Below are 15,756 nucleotides of genomic sequence, written 5' to 3' on the forward strand. Positions count from 1 at the left end.
GTGTCAGTCGTTGCGGGCCTGCACGGTATCCAGTACCAGCTCCATGCCCTGGGACATCAGCGCGCTGCCCGCGCGCAGCGGTTCGGGTGGCCCAATCGGCTTGAAGCCCAGCGCGGTGTACAGGTGCATGGCAGGGCTGTCCTGAATCGTGACCCCCAGCCGTACCCGCTGCATGTCGTGGCGGCGGGCCCAGTCCAGCGCTGCCTGCAGCAGTGCCCGTCCGGCGCCGCGCCCGCGGCAGGCCGGGTCGACCCACATCTGGAATATCTCGGCAACGCCGGGCCCTGCACCGGCCAGCTTGCACCACACCAGCCCACAGGGCGCTTCGCCCTCCAGCGCAACAAACGCACGGCCCTGGCCGGAGCTTGCCGCCGCCTGCAAGCGCGCCGACCAGTCTTCATCGGTGCGCGTGGCCTCCGAGCCGTAGGTGCTGCCGAACGCATCCGGCGAGTCCTGCAGTGACTGCAGGCGCAGGTCGCGGTACAGCGGCCAGTGCGAGGGTTCGAGTGCTGTTGTGGCGATCATGCTGCTGTTCACCTTATCCATTGGTACTGCCTCAAGGCGTGTGCAGGGGTTCGCCAGCGGCTGCGGTGCGGTCCACCACGCGAATACTGTCACGTCCACCGCGCTTGGAGGCGTAGAGCGCGCTGTCGCTTTGTTCGATCAGGGCCGTGAGGCTGCCCGGCGGCTGGTCGAACAGGTTGGCGCCGATGCTCAGGGTCACTGGCGCAGGCGTGGGGAACAGCTGCGCGGCGGCCTGCCGGAACTGCTCGCGCAAGGCACCGCCCAGCGCCAGGATACGTTCGGTGGGGGCGTTGTTGAGCAGAATCACGAACTCATCGCCACCCAGTCGCGCCGCCAGGGCGCCGGTGGGCAGCACCGCGCGGATCATCTCGCTCAGGTCGACCAGCAGGCGGTCACCGGCGCTATGCCCGAACAGGTCGTTGACCAGCTTGAAGTTGTCGATATCGATCAGCAGCAACGCTCCGGGCCGCGTGGCAGACACGTCTTCGAGCAGGCGCGGCGCACGGACTTCCAGGGCGCGGCGGTTGTACAGGGCCGTCAGCGGGTCACGGGCGGCCAGGCGGGCGATGCGTTTTTCTCGCCGGTAGCGCTCGGTGCCGGTCATCGACAGCGCAATCAGCATGATTGCCATGGCGCCTTCCACCAGCGAGATCTGGATGATCTGGCCGCGGAACGCCGCCAGGTCGATCAGCGTGCCGGGCACCACCGCCGTGATCGCCTTGGCCACGTAGAACAGGCCGTGCATCAGCAGCACGTAGCGCAGTTGCACCGCCCCCACGCTCAGCGACTTGCCATGCGGGCGCAGCAGTGCGCTGGCCTTGAGCGCCAGCAGTGCCACCAGCAGCGAGTTGACCAGCAGCATCAGCTTGGACCATTGCGGCTCCTCGGGTACCACCAGCAGCGCGAGCCATACCACGAAGACCAGGTACCAGCCCCGCGACAGCTGCGTTTGCGTGAAACGCCCGACACCCAGCAGGAACAGCCAGTGCGCCGTCACCAGCAGGCCATTGGCGAACCAGATACCGATCAGCAGCAGGCCGCTGCTGCGCAGCAGCGCAAGGGTACAGCCCACGGTGATGGTGGCGAACCCGGCACTCCAGAACAGCAGCGAGGGTTCACGCACGCTGCGCCACTCGATCGCCAGGTACAGCGCGGCGGCCGCGGCGAGGGCGATCGTGATGGTGAGCATCGTGGGTGGGTCTAGCGCCATGGCGAGCGGGCCTGCATGAAGTGCACGGAAAGCGGCGATTGTAAGCGTTTGAATCGGTTTTTCGCAGTGCTTGCGCGAAGCGTTTCAGCCGGCTGTCGCAAACCTGGGCCAGCCTGTCGCGGGCAGTGCAAAAGACCCTATCGACCCTGTGGCCAATGGTCCTCGATTACGTACCACGGCGCCTTCGAAGCCACCTCCACATGGCGCTGCCTGTCGAACGTCAGGGGTGAGTCCAGGGTGCCCAGCGCAATCGAGATCCAGTCGGCATGGTCCCCCTGTGAGCGCGACCAGAACAGCGATGAACCGCAGTCGCCACAGAACTGGCGCGCCACCGACTCGGACGATGCGTACGACTTGAGCCGCTCGCCTCCCTGCAGCAGTTGCAGGTCGTCGCGCCTGACGCTGGCGTAGCTGGCGAACGCCGCCCCGTGGCCCTTGCGGCACTGGCTGCAATGGCAGTGCGAAACCGCCTTGAGGGGCGCGCTGAGCTGATAACGGATGGCGCCGCACAGGCAGCTGCCCTGGTACTGGTGTGTCATGGAGGGTCCAACCCGGTTGCTCGCAATACAGGGCCGACAGTCTAAGCTGATCCCTTGCCCGTCATGCAACACACCCTTTTGCCACCCTGCACCGAGGCCCCGCCCTATGCCGTTGTTTCGCCCTCCCTACGCCAGCGCCCTGGCGCTCTGCCTGTCCTTCGCCTGTACCGGCGCCATCGCTTCCCCCGCCCAGGACCTGCTGGAAAAAGCCAAGGCCGAGCAGTCGAGCTACCTGGATACCCTCAAAACCCTGGTATCGGTGGACACCGGTACCGGCACCCAGCAAGGCCTCACCGACATCGGCGCATTGCTGGTCAAGCGCCTGGAGGCCCTGGGCGCCACGGTGCAGACCAGCGCCGCCACGCCCTCGGTGGGCAACAACATCGTCGGCACCTTCAAGGGCAGCGGCAGCAAGCGCTTCATGCTGATGGTGCATTACGACACCGTGTTCGGCCCCGGCACCGCCGCCAGGCGCCCGTTTCGCATCGAGGGCGAGCGTGCCTATGGCCCCGGGGTGGCCGACGCGAAGGGCGGGGTGGCGATGATCCTGCATGCGATCAAGCTGCTGCAGGATGTGCGCTTCAACGACTACGCCACCCTGACCGTGCTGTTCAACCCCGATGAAGAAATGGGCTCGCTCGGCTCCCGGCAGATCATTGCCGAGCTTGCGCGCAAGCATGACTACGTCTTCTCCTACGAGCCCCCGAACAAGGACGCGGTGACGGTGGCCACCAACGGCATCAACCAGCTGCTGCTGGAAGTGCGCGGTCGCTCGGCACACGCCGGCTCCGCCCCTGAAGACGGGCGCAACGCCTTGACCGAGCTGGCGCACCAGGTGGTGCAGCTCAAGGACCTGGGCGACCCGGCCAAAGGCACCACGGTCAACTGGACCCTGGCCAAGGCCGGCGAGAAAGCCAACATCATCCCGGCGCTGGCCACCGCCGAAGCCGACATGCGCTATGCCGACCTGTCCGAAAGCGACCGCGTGCTGGCCGACGCGCAACGTATCAGCCAGGCCCGGCTCATCGCCGACACGCAGGTCACGCTGACCCTGCGCAAGGGGCGCCCGCCGCTGGCCAGAAATGAAGGCTCCGCCGCCCTGGCCAGCACTGCCCAGCAGTTGTATGGCCAGATCGATCGCAGCCTGGAACCCATCGCCATGCGTTTTGGCACCGACGCCGGCTATGCCTATGTGCCCGGCAGCGCCACGCCGGCGGTGCTCGAAACCATGGGCGTGGTCGGGGCCGGGTTGCACGCCGACGATGAATACATCGAACTGTCCAGCATCGCGCCGCGCCTGTACCTGACGGTGGCGATGATCCGGCACCTCTCGCAGTAGGCTGCACCGCGCCCTCCCGGCACCCGGGAGGGCGGGCGGCTTCAGCTGTGGTTGATGTCGCGGTCCTTGGTCTCGGGCAGGAAGAAGGTACCCAGGATGGCGGTCATCACCGCGATCACGATCGGGTACCACAGCCCGTAGTAGATATCCCCCGTGGCCGCGACCATGGCGAACGCCACCGTGGGCAGGAAGCCGCCGAACCAGCCGTTGCCGATATGGTAGGGCAGCGACATCGAGGTGTAGCGGATACGCGCCGGGAAAAGCTCCACCAGCCACGCGGCTATCGGCCCGTAGACCATGGTCACGTAGATCACCAGGATGGTCAGCAGCAACAGCACCATGGGGTAGTTGGTCTTGTTCGGGTCGGCCTTTTCCGGGTAGCCGGCGTCCTTCAGGGCCGCGCCCAGGGTGGCGGCGAAGGCATCGTTCTGCGTCTTGAAGTCGGCGGCCGGCAGGCGGCTGCCGTCGAAGCTGGGCACCACCGTGCTGCCGATGCGCACCTGCGCCACGCTGCCGGGCTCGGCCTTTTCGTTCACGTAGGGGATCGCGCGCTTGGCCAGCACGCTCTTGGCCACGTCGCACGAACTGGTGAAGCGCGCCTTGCCCACCGGGTCGAACTGGAACGAACACTGCGCCGGGTCGGCGACCACCGTCACCGGGTTGCGTGCCTGGGCACTGAACACGTCGGGGTTGCCGTACTGGGTCAGCGCATGAAAGATCGGGAAGTAGGTCAGCGCCGCCAGGATGCAGCCGGCCATGATGATGCCCTTGCGCCCGATGCGGTCGGACAGGCTGCCGAAGATGACGAAGAACGGCGTGCCGATCAGCAGCGAACCGGCAATCAGCAGGTTGGCGGTCTGCGGGTCGATCTTGAGCGTCTGCAACAGAAAGAACAGCGCATAGAACTGCCCGGTGTACCACACCACCGCCTGGCCGGCGGTACCGCCGAGCAGCGACATGATCACCACCTTGAGGTTGTCCCAGCGGGCGAACGACTCGGTCAGCGGCGCCCTGGATGCCTTGCCTTCGGCCTTCATCCGGTTGAATACCGGCGACTCGCTCAGTTGCAGGCGGATGTACACCGACACGATCAGCAGCAGAATCGACAGCAGGAATGGTATGCGCCAGCCCCACGCCTCGAACGCCTCGGTGCCCAGCACGGTACGGCACGCCAGGATCACCAGCAGCGACAGGAACAGCCCCAGCGTGGCGGTGGTCTGGATCCACGAGGTGAAAAAGCCGCGCTTGCCGGGCGGTGCGTGCTCGGCCACGTAGGTGGCGGCGCCGCCGTATTCACCGCCCAGCGCCAGGCCTTGCAGCAGGCGCAGGGTGATCAGGATCACCGGGGCCGCCACGCCGATGCTCGAGTAGCTGGGCAACAGGCCCACCACCGCGGTGGACACGCCCATGATCACGATGGTGATGAGGAAGGTGTGCTTGCGCCCGATCATGTCGCCCAGGCGGCCGAACACAATGGCGCCGAACGGCCTTACCGCAAACCCGGCGGCGAAGGCGAGCAGGGCGAAGATGAAGGCAGTGGTTTCGTTGACCCCGGCAAAGAAGTGCTTGGCGATGATCGCCGCCAGGGAGCCATACAGATAGAAGTCGTACCACTCGAACACGGTGCCCAGGGACGAGGCAAAGATGACCTTGCGTTCCTCTTTGGTGATCCCGCGCCTGGGCGCACTGCCTGTGGAAGTGCTGTCGATTGTCGCCATGAGTTTTCTCCGGATTGTTGTTGTAGGCCGGAACACCCACTGCCACTTCACCCAAGCCCTGGGGCTGATGTCATCGGACTACGCAATGCGCACAGACACCTCGCAGCGCTGCCCGCTCGTTTGAAGCATAATCAGCTTCGCGCAGATATCCACTCGCCGACGGTTGGCCGGACGGCAGGAGGGGGCTGCAATAACCAGACGTGATGAGAAAGGGACACGCAATGCCGCAAAATGCTGACGACTCGTTCTACGACCGCGCCGACGCCCATATAGAGCTGTCCAACGAGCAGCTCGGGCAGGTCCAGGACCTGGGCAAGGTGAGTGCCTCGATGATGTTCGGCACCACCCGGTTCAATGCCTGGGTGAGTGCGCGCAACTTCAAGTCGGGGGAAGAAATGGCGCAGGCACGCGAGGCGATGCTCACGTACTTCTGCGACCAGTACCGGATGATGCTCGAAGACAACCTGGACGACCATATCAACAACTTTGCGACATACATGCAGGGTTCGGCCAAGTAACGCGTTGCCCGCTTCGCCGGCAACGCCGGCTCCTACAAGGAAGAACCGTTATGGCAGGTGAATACAATCTGGCGCTGGTGATTGCCGCGGCGCTCAGCGCGCTGGCGGCCGTGCTGCACGTGGGTACGATCATCGCGGGGCCGACCTGGTATCGCCTGTTCGGGGCGGGTGAGCGCTTCATCCGGGCGGCGGAGGCGGGCCGGACCTTTCCGGCGGTGGTCACGGCAGCGATTGCGCTGGTGCTGCTGAGCTGGGCGGCCTTTGCATTGTCGGGGGCGGGCGTGATCGCGCCGCTGCCGTTGCTGCTGCCGGCGTTGTGCGCGATCACGCTGGTGTACCTGCTGCGCGGTATCGCCGGGCCCTTCGTGCTGGCCAATACCGGGCGCAGCCAGCGCTTCATCGTGGTGAGCTCGCTGGTGTGCCTGGGGTTCGGGGTGGTGCACCTGGTGGGGCTGGTGCAGGTCTGGGGCCGCCTGGGCTGATCCGCGAATGGCCGGGCGGGGGCGCCGGGCCGGTGCCGCCACCCGGTCGGCCTCAGGCCTGTGCAGCCACACTGGCCATGAACAACCCCAGTTTTTTCTGGAAGTCGGCCACCTGCTGGTTGCCGGTATCCTCGTTGCAGCGCAGCTCCCATTTCAGGCGTGATACCTGGCGCTGCACCGCATCGCACTCGGTATCCAGTTGCACCAGCCGGTTCAACTGTTCGCTGCGTTGCCCGGCCTGCTGGCTCAGCTCCACGAACCGCCAGGATTTGCCCGGCTGGATGTGGGTCTTGCGATAGCTGACCTGCAACGTGGGGCGTTCATCGTGCAGGTTGAGGTTGAGGTAGAACTTGATCTGCTTTTTCAGCACGCTCTGCAGGTTGAGATCGTCCACCACCTCGCGACGGCCGCTCAGGTAGTCCTCGATGAACGGCAGGTTGTCGCGGTTCTGCTCACTGAAAGTCGCCGGTTCGATCAGTGCCGGGGTCAGGTTGACGGCAATCTTCTCGAATTCCAGAAAGTAGGTGTGGATGTCGTCGAGCAGCGCCTTGCGCTCGTCGTGAAGCCGCTGCAGGTGCTGTTCGCTGTCGTGCAGTGCCTGGGCCAGCGCCGGCGATGTCTTGTCCGGGCTGTGCTTGCCCTGCAACGAGCGGAAGGCATAGCGGGCGAGGAAGTCGGACAGTGCCTCTTCCCCTCGGGCCGCCAGTGCCACTGCCTGGGCCTGCAGGTCGGCGGCCGCGCCCTCGAGGTCGCAATTGCGGAGCTTGGTCAACAAGGTGGTGAGTGTCGCTTGATCCATATGCAGCCCTCCCTTTGGCTGCCTCGCACAGTACTGCACCTGAGCGCCGGCCTGCCAGTGTCGGTGAAGCAGGTTGTTTCGGCGGCAATCATAAAAATCCACCGCAAGCTAATGAGAAGTATTACCATGCACGACTCCCGTCAGCCTGCGTCCCGGAACCCTGCCGATGCATCCACTTTCCAGCACCCACCATGCGGTGGGCGAACTCTACGTTCAACACCACAGCTGGTTGACGCAGATGCTGCGCCGCAAGCTGGGCAACCGGGAGCAGGCGCTGGACCTGGCGCAGGACACCTTCGTGCGCATCCTGCGCAGCGAGGCACCGCCGGTGTACCGCGAGCCGCGCGCCTACCTCACCACCGTGGCCAGCCGCCTGTGCATCCAGTACTTTCGGCGCCATGCGCTGGAGAAGGCCTACATGGAGTCGCTGGCCCATCTTGAACCGGCGCTGGTGCCGTCCCCGGAAACTCGCCTGCTGGTGCTCGAGGCGCTGGATGCGGTGGGCCAGGTGCTCGATGGGCTGGGTAGCAAGGTGCGCGAGATCTTCCTGCTGTCACAGCTTGACGGCCTGACCTACGCGCAGATCGCCGAACACCAGGGCCTGACGGTGAACGTGGTGCAAAAGGCCATGCTCAAGGCCTACCGCCACTGCTATGCGGCGGTCTACGGCGCATGAGCCGCTTCGCCCGGATCGACAACCAGCCGCTGGACCCCGGCGTGGTAGAGCAGGCCATGCTGTGGATGGTCACCCTGCAGTCGGGTGTCAGCAGCCTGGCCGAGCAGCAGGCCTGCCAGCACTGGCGCAATGAAAACCCCCAGCATGAACTGGCCTGGCAGCGTCTTGCCGGGCTCACCCATGACCTGCGCCAGGGCACCAGGACGTTACCGGCCGCCGGCGCGCGCGGATTGCTGCAGGCACGTGGCACTGCGTCGCGGCGCAATGTGCTCAAGGGCTTCGCCGGGCTGGGGGTGGTACTGGCGGCTGGCCTGAGCGTGCGTGAGCGGGTGCTGCTGCCGGAACTGTTCAGTGACTACCGCACCGCCACCGGCGAGCGTCATCACGTGGCGTTGTCTGGCGAGGTGGAGCTGACCCTGGATACCCGCACCGGCGTGGATGCGCACGCAGACGTGCTGGCGCTCAACCTGGGGCGGATCATGCTCACCCTGGGGCAAGGTGCTTCGCTGGCGGTGCGCACCGCCAATGGCTGGGTACGCCCCGAGCCCGCCTCGCGGCTGGTGGTCAGCCAGGGCCTGCCCGGGGTGTCGGGTACCCAGGTGCAGGTGCTGGCAGGCAGTGCCTCGATCGCCTGGGCCGGCAGCACCCGCATGACCTTGAGCGCCGGCCAGCAGGTGGCGTTCGGGCAGCAGGTCGGCAGTGTCGAACCCCTCGACGCGGGCGCCCAGGCCTGGGTTGACGGCCTGCTGATTGCCGAGCGCATGCCACTGGGCCGGGTGTTGGCCCAGCTCGACCGCTACCGGCGCGGCGTACTGCGCTGCGATCCGGCGGTGGCGGCCTTGCAGGTGTCGGGTTCGTTCTCCCTCGATCGGCCCGATGCCAGCCTCGACCTGCTGGCCAGTGTGTTGCCGATACGGGTACAGCGTGTGTTCGGCTACTGGGCAAACGTGGTCGTGGCCTGAGAACGATTATTTTTAACAGCGGCGGCAGTTTTTTCCATCTCATGCATCAAGACCAGGGAAGACGCTGAAAAACAGCGCATCGCCAACACCCTCAACCCATGGAATTGTTTATGCACAGCCGCCTCACTCCGCTTGCCGGTGCCTTGCGCACGGCCATCCTCGGGCTTTCCCTCGTGTGCGCCAGCCAGGGCGTACTGGCCGGCGCCGATGCCCACGCCACCCACGCCTTCCATATCGGCGCCGGCAACCTCGATCGCGTGCTCGGCGCATTCGGCCAGCAGGCCGGGGTGATGATAGCGGTCGACTCGGCCCTGACCCAAGGCATCCACAGCAGCGGCCTGGACGGCAGCTACGCCATCGCCGAGGGCCTTGAGCGACTGCTCGCGCCCCAGGGCCTGCAGGCGATGCCCGAAGGCGAGGGCTACCGGGTAATGCCAAGGCTGGCCACCGGCAGTGCGCAGCTGGAGCTGCAGGCCACCGAAGTCAGCGCCAACCAGCTGGGCACCATCACCGAAGGCACCGGCTCCTACACGCCGGGCACCATCGCCACCGCCACGCGCATGGTGCTGACCCCGCGGGAAACCCCGCAGTCGATCTCGGTGGTCACGCGCCAGGCCATGGACGATTTCGGCCTGAACGCCATCGACGATGTGATGCGCCACACCCCCGGCATCACCGTGTCGACCTACGACAGTGAACGTACCAACTACTATTCGCGCGGCTTCTCCATCGTCAACTTCCAGTACGACGGCATCCCGACCCTGCGTGACGCGCAGTACTCGGCCGGGCAGACCCTTACCGACATGGCGATCTATGACCGGGTCGAGGTGCTCAAGGGCGCCACCGGCCTGCTCACCGGCGCGGGCGGCCCCGGTGGCACGATCAACCTGATCCGCAAGAAGCCGACGGCCGACTTCAGGGGGCATGTTGACCTGGGCGCCGGCTCCTGGGACAACTACCGCTCGGAGATCGACCTCAGCGGCCCGCTGACCGACAGTGGCAACGTGCGGGGCCGGGCGGTGGCCGCCTATCAGGACAAGCACTCGTTCATGGACCATTACGAGCGCAAGACCAGCGTGTACTACGGCATCCTGGAAGTGGACCTGGACGAAGACACCCTGCTGACCCTGGGCGCCGACTACCAGGACAGCGACCCCAGGGGCTCGGGCTGGTCGGGCAGCCGTCCGGTGTACGACTCCCAGGGCAACCCCATCAGCCTGCCGCGTTCGTTCAACAATGGCGCCAAGTGGAGCAGTTGGGAGCAGTACTCGCGCACGCTGTTCGCCACCCTGGAGCATCGCCTGGCCAATGACTGGGTCATCAAGGGTCAGTACAACCACCAGATCAATGGTTATGACGCGCCACTGGGCTCGGTGTCGCCCGACACCCCGACCGTGTCGTCGATCTATTCGCGCAAGTACACCGGCGAAACCACCAGCGACAGCGGCGACCTCTACGCTACCGGGCCGTTCAGCCTGTTCGGGCGCGAACACCAACTGGTGGTGGGTGGCTCGGTGTCCAGTTCGCACTGGAAGGGCGACAACTACAACAACGTCACCTACTTCGACAACGAATACGATCTGGAGAGCTGGCACGGCCAGGCCATCGAGCCGGACTGGGGCTCGGTGACAAAGCGCAACGACGAAACCACCCGGCAAAGTGGCGGCTACCTGACTGCGCGCTTCAGTGTCACCGATGACCTTTCGCTGCTGCTGGGCAGCCGCCTGGCAAACTTTCAGGTCACCGGCACCAGCGACAGCCAGGAGAGCGGACGGCTGGTGCCCTATGCCGGGGTGGTGTACGACCTCAACAGCAACTTCTCTGCGTATGCCAGCTACACCGATATCTTCCTGCCGCAGACGGCCTACCGTGACAGCCGCAACAGGATGCTCGAGCCCAACGAGGGCCAGAACTACGAGGTGGGCATCAAGGGTGAGTTCTACGACGGTCGCCTGAACACCAGCCTGGCCTACTTCGAAGTGCACGAAGATAACCGCCCGCAGGCCGACACGTTCTACAACGCCAGGCCAACCAACCCCGACATCGACTACGCCTACATGGGCATCAAGTCCAGAACCAAGGGCTACGAGGCGGAGGTGTCCGGGGAGCTGGCACCCGGCTGGCAGGTGCAGGCCGGCTACACGCACAAGGTCAGCCGCGACCAGGGCGGGGCCAAGGTAGCTACCTGGGAGCCCGAAGATCAGCTCAACCTCTACACCACCTACAAACTTGGCGGGCGCCTCGACAAGCTCACCGTGGGCGGTGGGGCACGCTGGCAGGGCAAGGGCTGGCAGGTCCTCAACAACTACGCCAAGGGCACCAATGACACTTTCACCCAGACCCCGTACTGGCTGGTCGACCTGATGGCGCGCTACCAGTTCACCGAGCACCTGTCGGCGTCGGTCAACGTCTACAACCTGTTCGACAAGTACTACTACACCAACATCGGCTTCTATAACTCCTCGTACTACGGTGACCCGCGCAACGTGATGTTCAGCACTCGCTGGGACTTCTGACGTCCAGGCCCGCTCCCAGGGTGATCGTGTGGGGGCGGGCTCGACCTGCGATTGGTGCACCCGAAAAATCCGCGTCGGGCAAAAATCACTTCCGAGCTTTCGATTCCCGTGCAGTGAAGGCACAATGCGTGTCCTTTTTTTGGCCGGCCTTGCCGGGGGCCTCGAAATGATCAAGACGCCGTACTACCTCATCGACAAAACCAAGCTGCTGCACAACATGCAGAAGATCGCCTATGTGCGCGAACAGTCCGGGGCCAAGGCCCTGCTGGCGCTCAAGTGCTTCGCCACCTGGTCGGTGTTCGACCTGATGCAGCAGTACATGGACGGCACCACCTCGTCCTCGCTCTACGAGCTCAAGCTCGGCCGCCAGAAGTTCGAAGGCGAGACCCACGCCTACAGCGTGGCCTGGGCCGACGATGAAATCGACGAGATGATCGAGAACTGCGACAAGATCATCTTCAACTCCATCGGCCAGCTGCAGCGCTATGCCCAGGCCACCGAAGGCAAGGTGCGCGGCCTGCGCGTCAACCCGCAGGTGAGCAGCTCGGACTACCTGCTGGCCGACCCGGCGCGCCCGTTCAGCCGCCTGGGCGAATGGGACCCGGTCAAGATCGATGCGGTCATGTCGCAGATCTCCGGCTTCATGTTCCACAACAACTGCGAGAACGGCGATTTCGGCCTGTTCGACCAGATGCTCAACACCATCGAAGAGCGCTTCGGCGAGCTGCTGCACAAGGTCGAGTGGGTGAGCCTGGGCGGCGGTATCCACTTCACCGGCGAAGACTATGCACTGGATGCATTCTGCGCGCGCCTGAAGGCGTTCTCGCAGAAGTACGGCGTGCAGGTGTACCTGGAGCCGGGCGAAGCGGCGATCACCCAGAGCGCTTCGCTGGAAGTGACCGTGCTCGACACCCTGTACAACGGCAAGCACCTGGCCGTGGTCGACAGCTCCATCGAGGCGCACATGCTCGACCTGCTGATCTATCGCCTCAACGCCAAGCTGGCGCCCAGCGAGGGTGAGCACACCTACATGGTATGCGGCAAATCCTGCCTGGCCGGGGATATTTTCGGCGAGTATCAATTCGATCGTCCGCTGGCCATCGGCGATCGGCTGTCGTTCATCGACGCGGCAGGCTACACCATGGTCAAGAAAAACTGGTTCAACGGTTTGAAGATGCCATCCATCGTAGTGAAACAACTTGACGGTACTGTCGAGGTGGTTCGCGAATTTGGTTTTGACGACTACCTGTCCAGCCTCTCGTAAGCTGGCGGAAAGGAGAGATAAAGAAATTGAAGAAAAACGTTCTTATCATTGGTGCAGGAGGTGTCGCCAAGGTGGTGGCCCACAAGTGCGCGCAGCACAACGACGAACTCGGTCGTATTGCCATCGCGTCACGCAACATCTCCAAATGCCAGGCCATCATCGACAGCGTCAAGGCCAAGGGTAGCCTGAAGGTACCCGCCGACATCACGGCCTTTTCGCTCAATGCACTGGATGTCGAGGCGACCAAGGCGCTGATCCGCGAAACCGAATCGCAGATCGTGATCAACGTCGGTTCCGCCTTCCTCAACATGTCGGTGCTGCGTGCCTGCATCGATACCGGCGTGGCCTACCTGGACACTGCCATTCACGAAGAACCGGGCAAGATCTGCGAGACGCCGCCCTGGTATGGCAACTACGAGTGGAAGCACCTCGAGGAATGCCAGCAGAAGAACATCACCGCCATTCTTGGCGTGGGCTTCGACCCGGGTGTGGTCAATGCCTATGCAGCACTGGCGCAACAACAGTATTTCGACCGCATTGATTCGATCGACATTCTCGACGTCAATGCCGGCTCCCATGGCAAGTATTTCGCCACCAATTTCGACCCGGAAATCAATTTCCGCGAATTCACCGGACAGGTGTGGAGCTGGCAGAACAGCCAGTGGACCAGCAACACCATGTTCGAAGTCAAGCGTACCGACGACCTGCCGGTGGTGGGTTCGCAGAACCTGTACCTGACCGGCCATGACGAAGTGCACTCGCTGTCCAAGAACCTCGACGTGCCGAACGTGCGTTTCTGGATGAGCTTCGGCGAGCACTACATCAATGTGTTCACCGTACTGAAGAACCTGGGCCTGCTGTCCGAGCAGCCGGTGAAGACCGCCGAGGGCCTGGAAGTGGTGCCGCTCAAGGTGGTCAAGGCCGTGCTGCCGGATCCGTCTTCGCTGGCGCCGGGCTACACCGGCAAGACCTGCATTGGCGACCTGGTCAAGGGCACCAAGGACGGCCAGCCACGCGAAGTGTTCATCTACAACGTGGCTGATCACGAAGAGGCCTATGCCGAGACCGACAGCCAGGGTATCTCCTACACCGCGGGCGTGCCGCCGGTGGCGGCGGCCCTGCTGGTGGCCCGTGGCGAGTGGGACGTGCAGCGCATGGCCAACGTCGAGGAACTGCCGGCCGAGCCGTTCCTGAAGGCGCTGGACGTGATGGGCCTGCCGACCCGCATCAAGGACGAGAACGGCGATCGTCCCTGGAACTGATGGGTTCAGGCTGACAAAAAGGGGGGGCGCCGTGATGGCGTCCCCCTTTTTTGTCTGATAGTTCGTGGCGATCGGTCTTGCGAGCGCTGCGCGCTCGATCGCGGGTCAAGCCCGCTCCCACAGGAAATGTGCGCTGGGTTCGGTCCCAGTGATGTTCTCTGTGGGAGCGGGCTTGACCCGCGATAGGCACCAACCTCTATCTATTTACGGCGTGCCAGCATCGGGGTTCGCGGCGGTATCAAGCGCTTTGAACCCGTAGCCTCGAACGCCGAGGCCAGGCGCAGCAACGCCGAGTCATCATACGCCCGCCCGGCAAAGGTCAATCCCACCGGCATGCCGATGTCCGCCATCACCCCCATCGGCACCGTCACCGTCGGCACCCCAAGGTGACGGATCGCCAGGTTGCCGTTGGCCACCCACACCCCGTTGCTCCAGGCAATATCCGCCGAGGCCGGGTTCACATCGGCATCGGCCGGGGCCACATCGGCCACCGTCGGGAACAGCACCGCATCCAGCCCCAGCCTGTCCATCCAGTCTTCCAGGTCGATGCGCCGCGTCTGCTCCAGCCCGCGCAGGCCATCGGGCAGGGTGGCGATCTGGTCCCACGGCGTGATGCCGCGCTCGGCCATGCGCACATACTCGTCCATGCCCGCCGCCAGGTCGCCCTCGCGGTTGGGCAGGGTGCCGGGGTCGTGGGGGAAGATCTTCGGCCCGTCCACGTCCACCAGGCGGTTGAGCTGCGGGTCGCCGTTGGCCTGCAGGAAGTCGTCGAAGGCCCAGGCCGTCAGGTCCCACAGTTCATGGTGCAGGAATGCCTTGGACACCAGGCCGCGATTGAACACGGTGGGCGCACCTGGGCGGTCGCCCTCGCAGTTCGATACCAGCGGGAAATCCACTTCGAGCACCTCGGCGCCGGCCGCTTCCAGTGCCTTGCGCGCCGCCTCCCACAGTGCGATCACCGAAGGCCGCGTGTTGATGCGCTGGCCGGTCGGGCCGCCGATGCCGGGGCTGTCCGAGGTGCCGGCATCCGGGTCCTTATTGATGTACATGCGCGGGATGCCGAAGCGCTTGCCGGCCAGCGCCGCGCTGTCCGCCGCCAGTTGCGGGTAGGCGGCGGGGCGCACCGAGGCCACGCTGGGGATCGGCACCCAGGGCTGCAGGCGCCACAGGTCGCCACGGGTGTCGGGGTCTTCGGCCACCACCACGTCGAGCACTTCGAGCAGGTCGGCCATGGTGCGGGCGAAGGGCACCACCACGTCCATGGTCGGCGTCAGCGGCCAGTTGCCGCGCACCGAGATCACCCCGCGCGAAGGGGTGTAGGCGCACAGGCCATTGTTGGAGGCCGGGCCGCGGCCGCTGGACCAGGTTTCCTCGGCCAGGCCGAACGCGGCGAAGCTGGCCGCCGTGGCCGTGCCCGCGCCGTTGGACGAGCCCGAGGCGAAGGGTGCGGTGAGGTAGGCGGCGTTGTACGGGCTTTCGGCCCGGCCATACACGCCGCGCTGCATGCCGCCGTTGGCCATGGGCGGCATGTTGGTCTTGCCCAGGCAGATCGCCCCGGCGCCGCGCAGGCGCTCGATGGTGAAGGCGTCGCGGTAGGCCACCAGGTTGGCGAAGGCCGGGCTGCCGGAGGCGGCGGTCATGCCCTTGACCAGGTAACTGTCCTTGGCGGTGTAGGGGATGCCGTCGAGCGGGCCGAGGGGCTTGCCCTGGGCACGACGCTCGTCGGATGCCTGGGCTTCGCGCAGGGCTTCGGGGTTGCGCACCACCACCGCATTGAGCGCGGTGGGCGTGTCTGCGCCGTCGTAGGCATCGATGCGGGCGAGGTAGGCCTTCACCAGCTCGACCGAGGTGGTCTGGCCCGATTCGAGGGCGGCGCGCAGCTGCGCAATGGAAACTTCGGTGACTTCGATCATGCGGTGGTTACCAGCGGCCAAAGGGGTCATGAG

At 65.0% G+C, this 15,756-nt stretch carries 14 protein-coding genes; 8 read left to right on the forward strand and 6 right to left on the reverse strand.

The window, feature by feature from the left end; genetic code table 11:
• Positions 1 to 3: 3 nt before the first annotated feature.
• The 3 genes from B4I46_RS11630 to B4I46_RS11640 all read right to left on the reverse strand — a co-directional run bounded on the left by B4I46_RS11630 (position 4) and on the right by B4I46_RS11640 (position 2,274).
• Entirely contained in the window at positions 4 to 525 is a 522-nt protein-coding gene (locus B4I46_RS11630) for a GNAT family N-acetyltransferase (RefSeq protein ID WP_043861419.1), read from the reverse strand.
• A gap of 31 nt (positions 526 to 556) precedes the next feature.
• Positions 557 to 1,735, reverse strand: coding sequence for a GGDEF domain-containing protein (locus B4I46_RS11635; protein WP_080922866.1), 1,179 nt, complete (start codon positions 1,733 to 1,735; stop codon positions 557 to 559).
• 137 nt (positions 1,736 to 1,872) lie between these two features.
• Positions 1,873 to 2,274: a GFA family protein gene (locus B4I46_RS11640; protein ID WP_043861378.1), complete on the reverse strand. Its 402-nt coding sequence runs from the start codon at positions 2,272 to 2,274 to the stop codon at positions 1,873 to 1,875.
• A gap of 106 nt (positions 2,275 to 2,380) precedes the next feature.
• Between B4I46_RS11640 and B4I46_RS11645 the strand changes: the two genes are divergently transcribed.
• Complete coding sequence (locus tag B4I46_RS11645) at positions 2,381 to 3,613, forward strand: M20/M25/M40 family metallo-hydrolase (protein ID WP_078480332.1); 1,233 nt, start codon at positions 2,381 to 2,383, stop codon at positions 3,611 to 3,613.
• Positions 3,614 to 3,654: 41 nt separating this feature from the next.
• Here B4I46_RS11645 and B4I46_RS11650 read toward each other — a convergent pair whose 3' ends face one another.
• Entirely contained in the window at positions 3,655 to 5,331 is a 1,677-nt protein-coding gene (locus B4I46_RS11650) for an MFS transporter (protein ID WP_054914613.1), read from the reverse strand.
• Positions 5,332 to 5,552: 221 nt separating this feature from the next.
• Between B4I46_RS11650 and B4I46_RS11655 the strand changes: the two genes are divergently transcribed.
• Together B4I46_RS11655 and B4I46_RS11660 are read left to right on the forward strand one after the other, a co-directional pair.
• Positions 5,553 to 5,849 (forward strand): DUF3144 domain-containing protein, encoded by a 297-nt coding sequence (locus tag B4I46_RS11655; protein WP_043861375.1) that lies wholly within the window; start codon positions 5,553 to 5,555, stop codon positions 5,847 to 5,849.
• Between the two features lie 50 nt (positions 5,850 to 5,899).
• A complete protein-coding gene (locus tag B4I46_RS11660; RefSeq protein WP_058540109.1) occupies positions 5,900 to 6,331 on the forward strand; it encodes a hypothetical protein in 432 nt (143 codons plus the stop codon).
• Between the two features lie 52 nt (positions 6,332 to 6,383).
• On the opposite strand, the gene B4I46_RS11665 is transcribed toward B4I46_RS11660, so the two are convergent.
• Entirely contained in the window at positions 6,384 to 7,130 is a 747-nt protein-coding gene (locus B4I46_RS11665) for a hypothetical protein (protein ID WP_058540110.1), read from the reverse strand.
• Between the two features lie 166 nt (positions 7,131 to 7,296).
• Between B4I46_RS11665 and B4I46_RS11670 the strand changes: the two genes are divergently transcribed.
• The 5 genes from B4I46_RS11670 to B4I46_RS11690 all read left to right on the forward strand — a co-directional run bounded on the left by B4I46_RS11670 (position 7,297) and on the right by B4I46_RS11690 (position 13,810).
• The gene (locus tag B4I46_RS11670; protein WP_043861372.1) at positions 7,297 to 7,806 is read left to right on the forward strand and encodes a sigma-70 family RNA polymerase sigma factor; all 510 of its coding nucleotides are present in this window, start codon (positions 7,297 to 7,299) and stop codon (positions 7,804 to 7,806) included.
• On the forward strand, positions 7,803 to 8,768 hold the full coding sequence (locus tag B4I46_RS11675; protein WP_058540111.1) for a DUF4880 domain-containing protein: 966 nt from the start codon (positions 7,803 to 7,805) through the stop codon (positions 8,766 to 8,768). The genes B4I46_RS11670 and B4I46_RS11675 overlap by 4 nt, the downstream gene beginning before the upstream one ends.
• 110 nt (positions 8,769 to 8,878) lie before the next feature.
• The gene (locus tag B4I46_RS11680) at positions 8,879 to 11,284 is read left to right on the forward strand and encodes a TonB-dependent siderophore receptor (protein WP_078480337.1); all 2,406 of its coding nucleotides are present in this window, start codon (positions 8,879 to 8,881) and stop codon (positions 11,282 to 11,284) included.
• A 166-nt stretch (positions 11,285 to 11,450) separates the two neighbouring features.
• Positions 11,451 to 12,548: a carboxynorspermidine decarboxylase gene (nspC, locus tag B4I46_RS11685; protein ID WP_043861418.1), complete on the forward strand. Its 1,098-nt coding sequence runs from the start codon at positions 11,451 to 11,453 to the stop codon at positions 12,546 to 12,548.
• A 26-nt stretch (positions 12,549 to 12,574) separates the two neighbouring features.
• Positions 12,575 to 13,810, forward strand: a complete 1,236-nt coding sequence (locus B4I46_RS11690; protein ID WP_043861369.1) for a saccharopine dehydrogenase family protein — start codon at positions 12,575 to 12,577, stop codon at positions 13,808 to 13,810.
• 200 nt (positions 13,811 to 14,010) lie between these two features.
• Here B4I46_RS11690 and B4I46_RS11695 read toward each other — a convergent pair whose 3' ends face one another.
• Entirely contained in the window at positions 14,011 to 15,723 is a 1,713-nt protein-coding gene (locus tag B4I46_RS11695; protein WP_043861368.1) for an amidase, read from the reverse strand.
• Positions 15,724 to 15,756: the final 33 nt, after the last annotated feature.

It is taken from the genome of Pseudomonas sp. UBA7500 (assembly GCF_002478435.1).
GTDB lineage: Bacteria > Pseudomonadota > Gammaproteobacteria > Pseudomonadales > Pseudomonadaceae > Aquipseudomonas > Aquipseudomonas palmensis.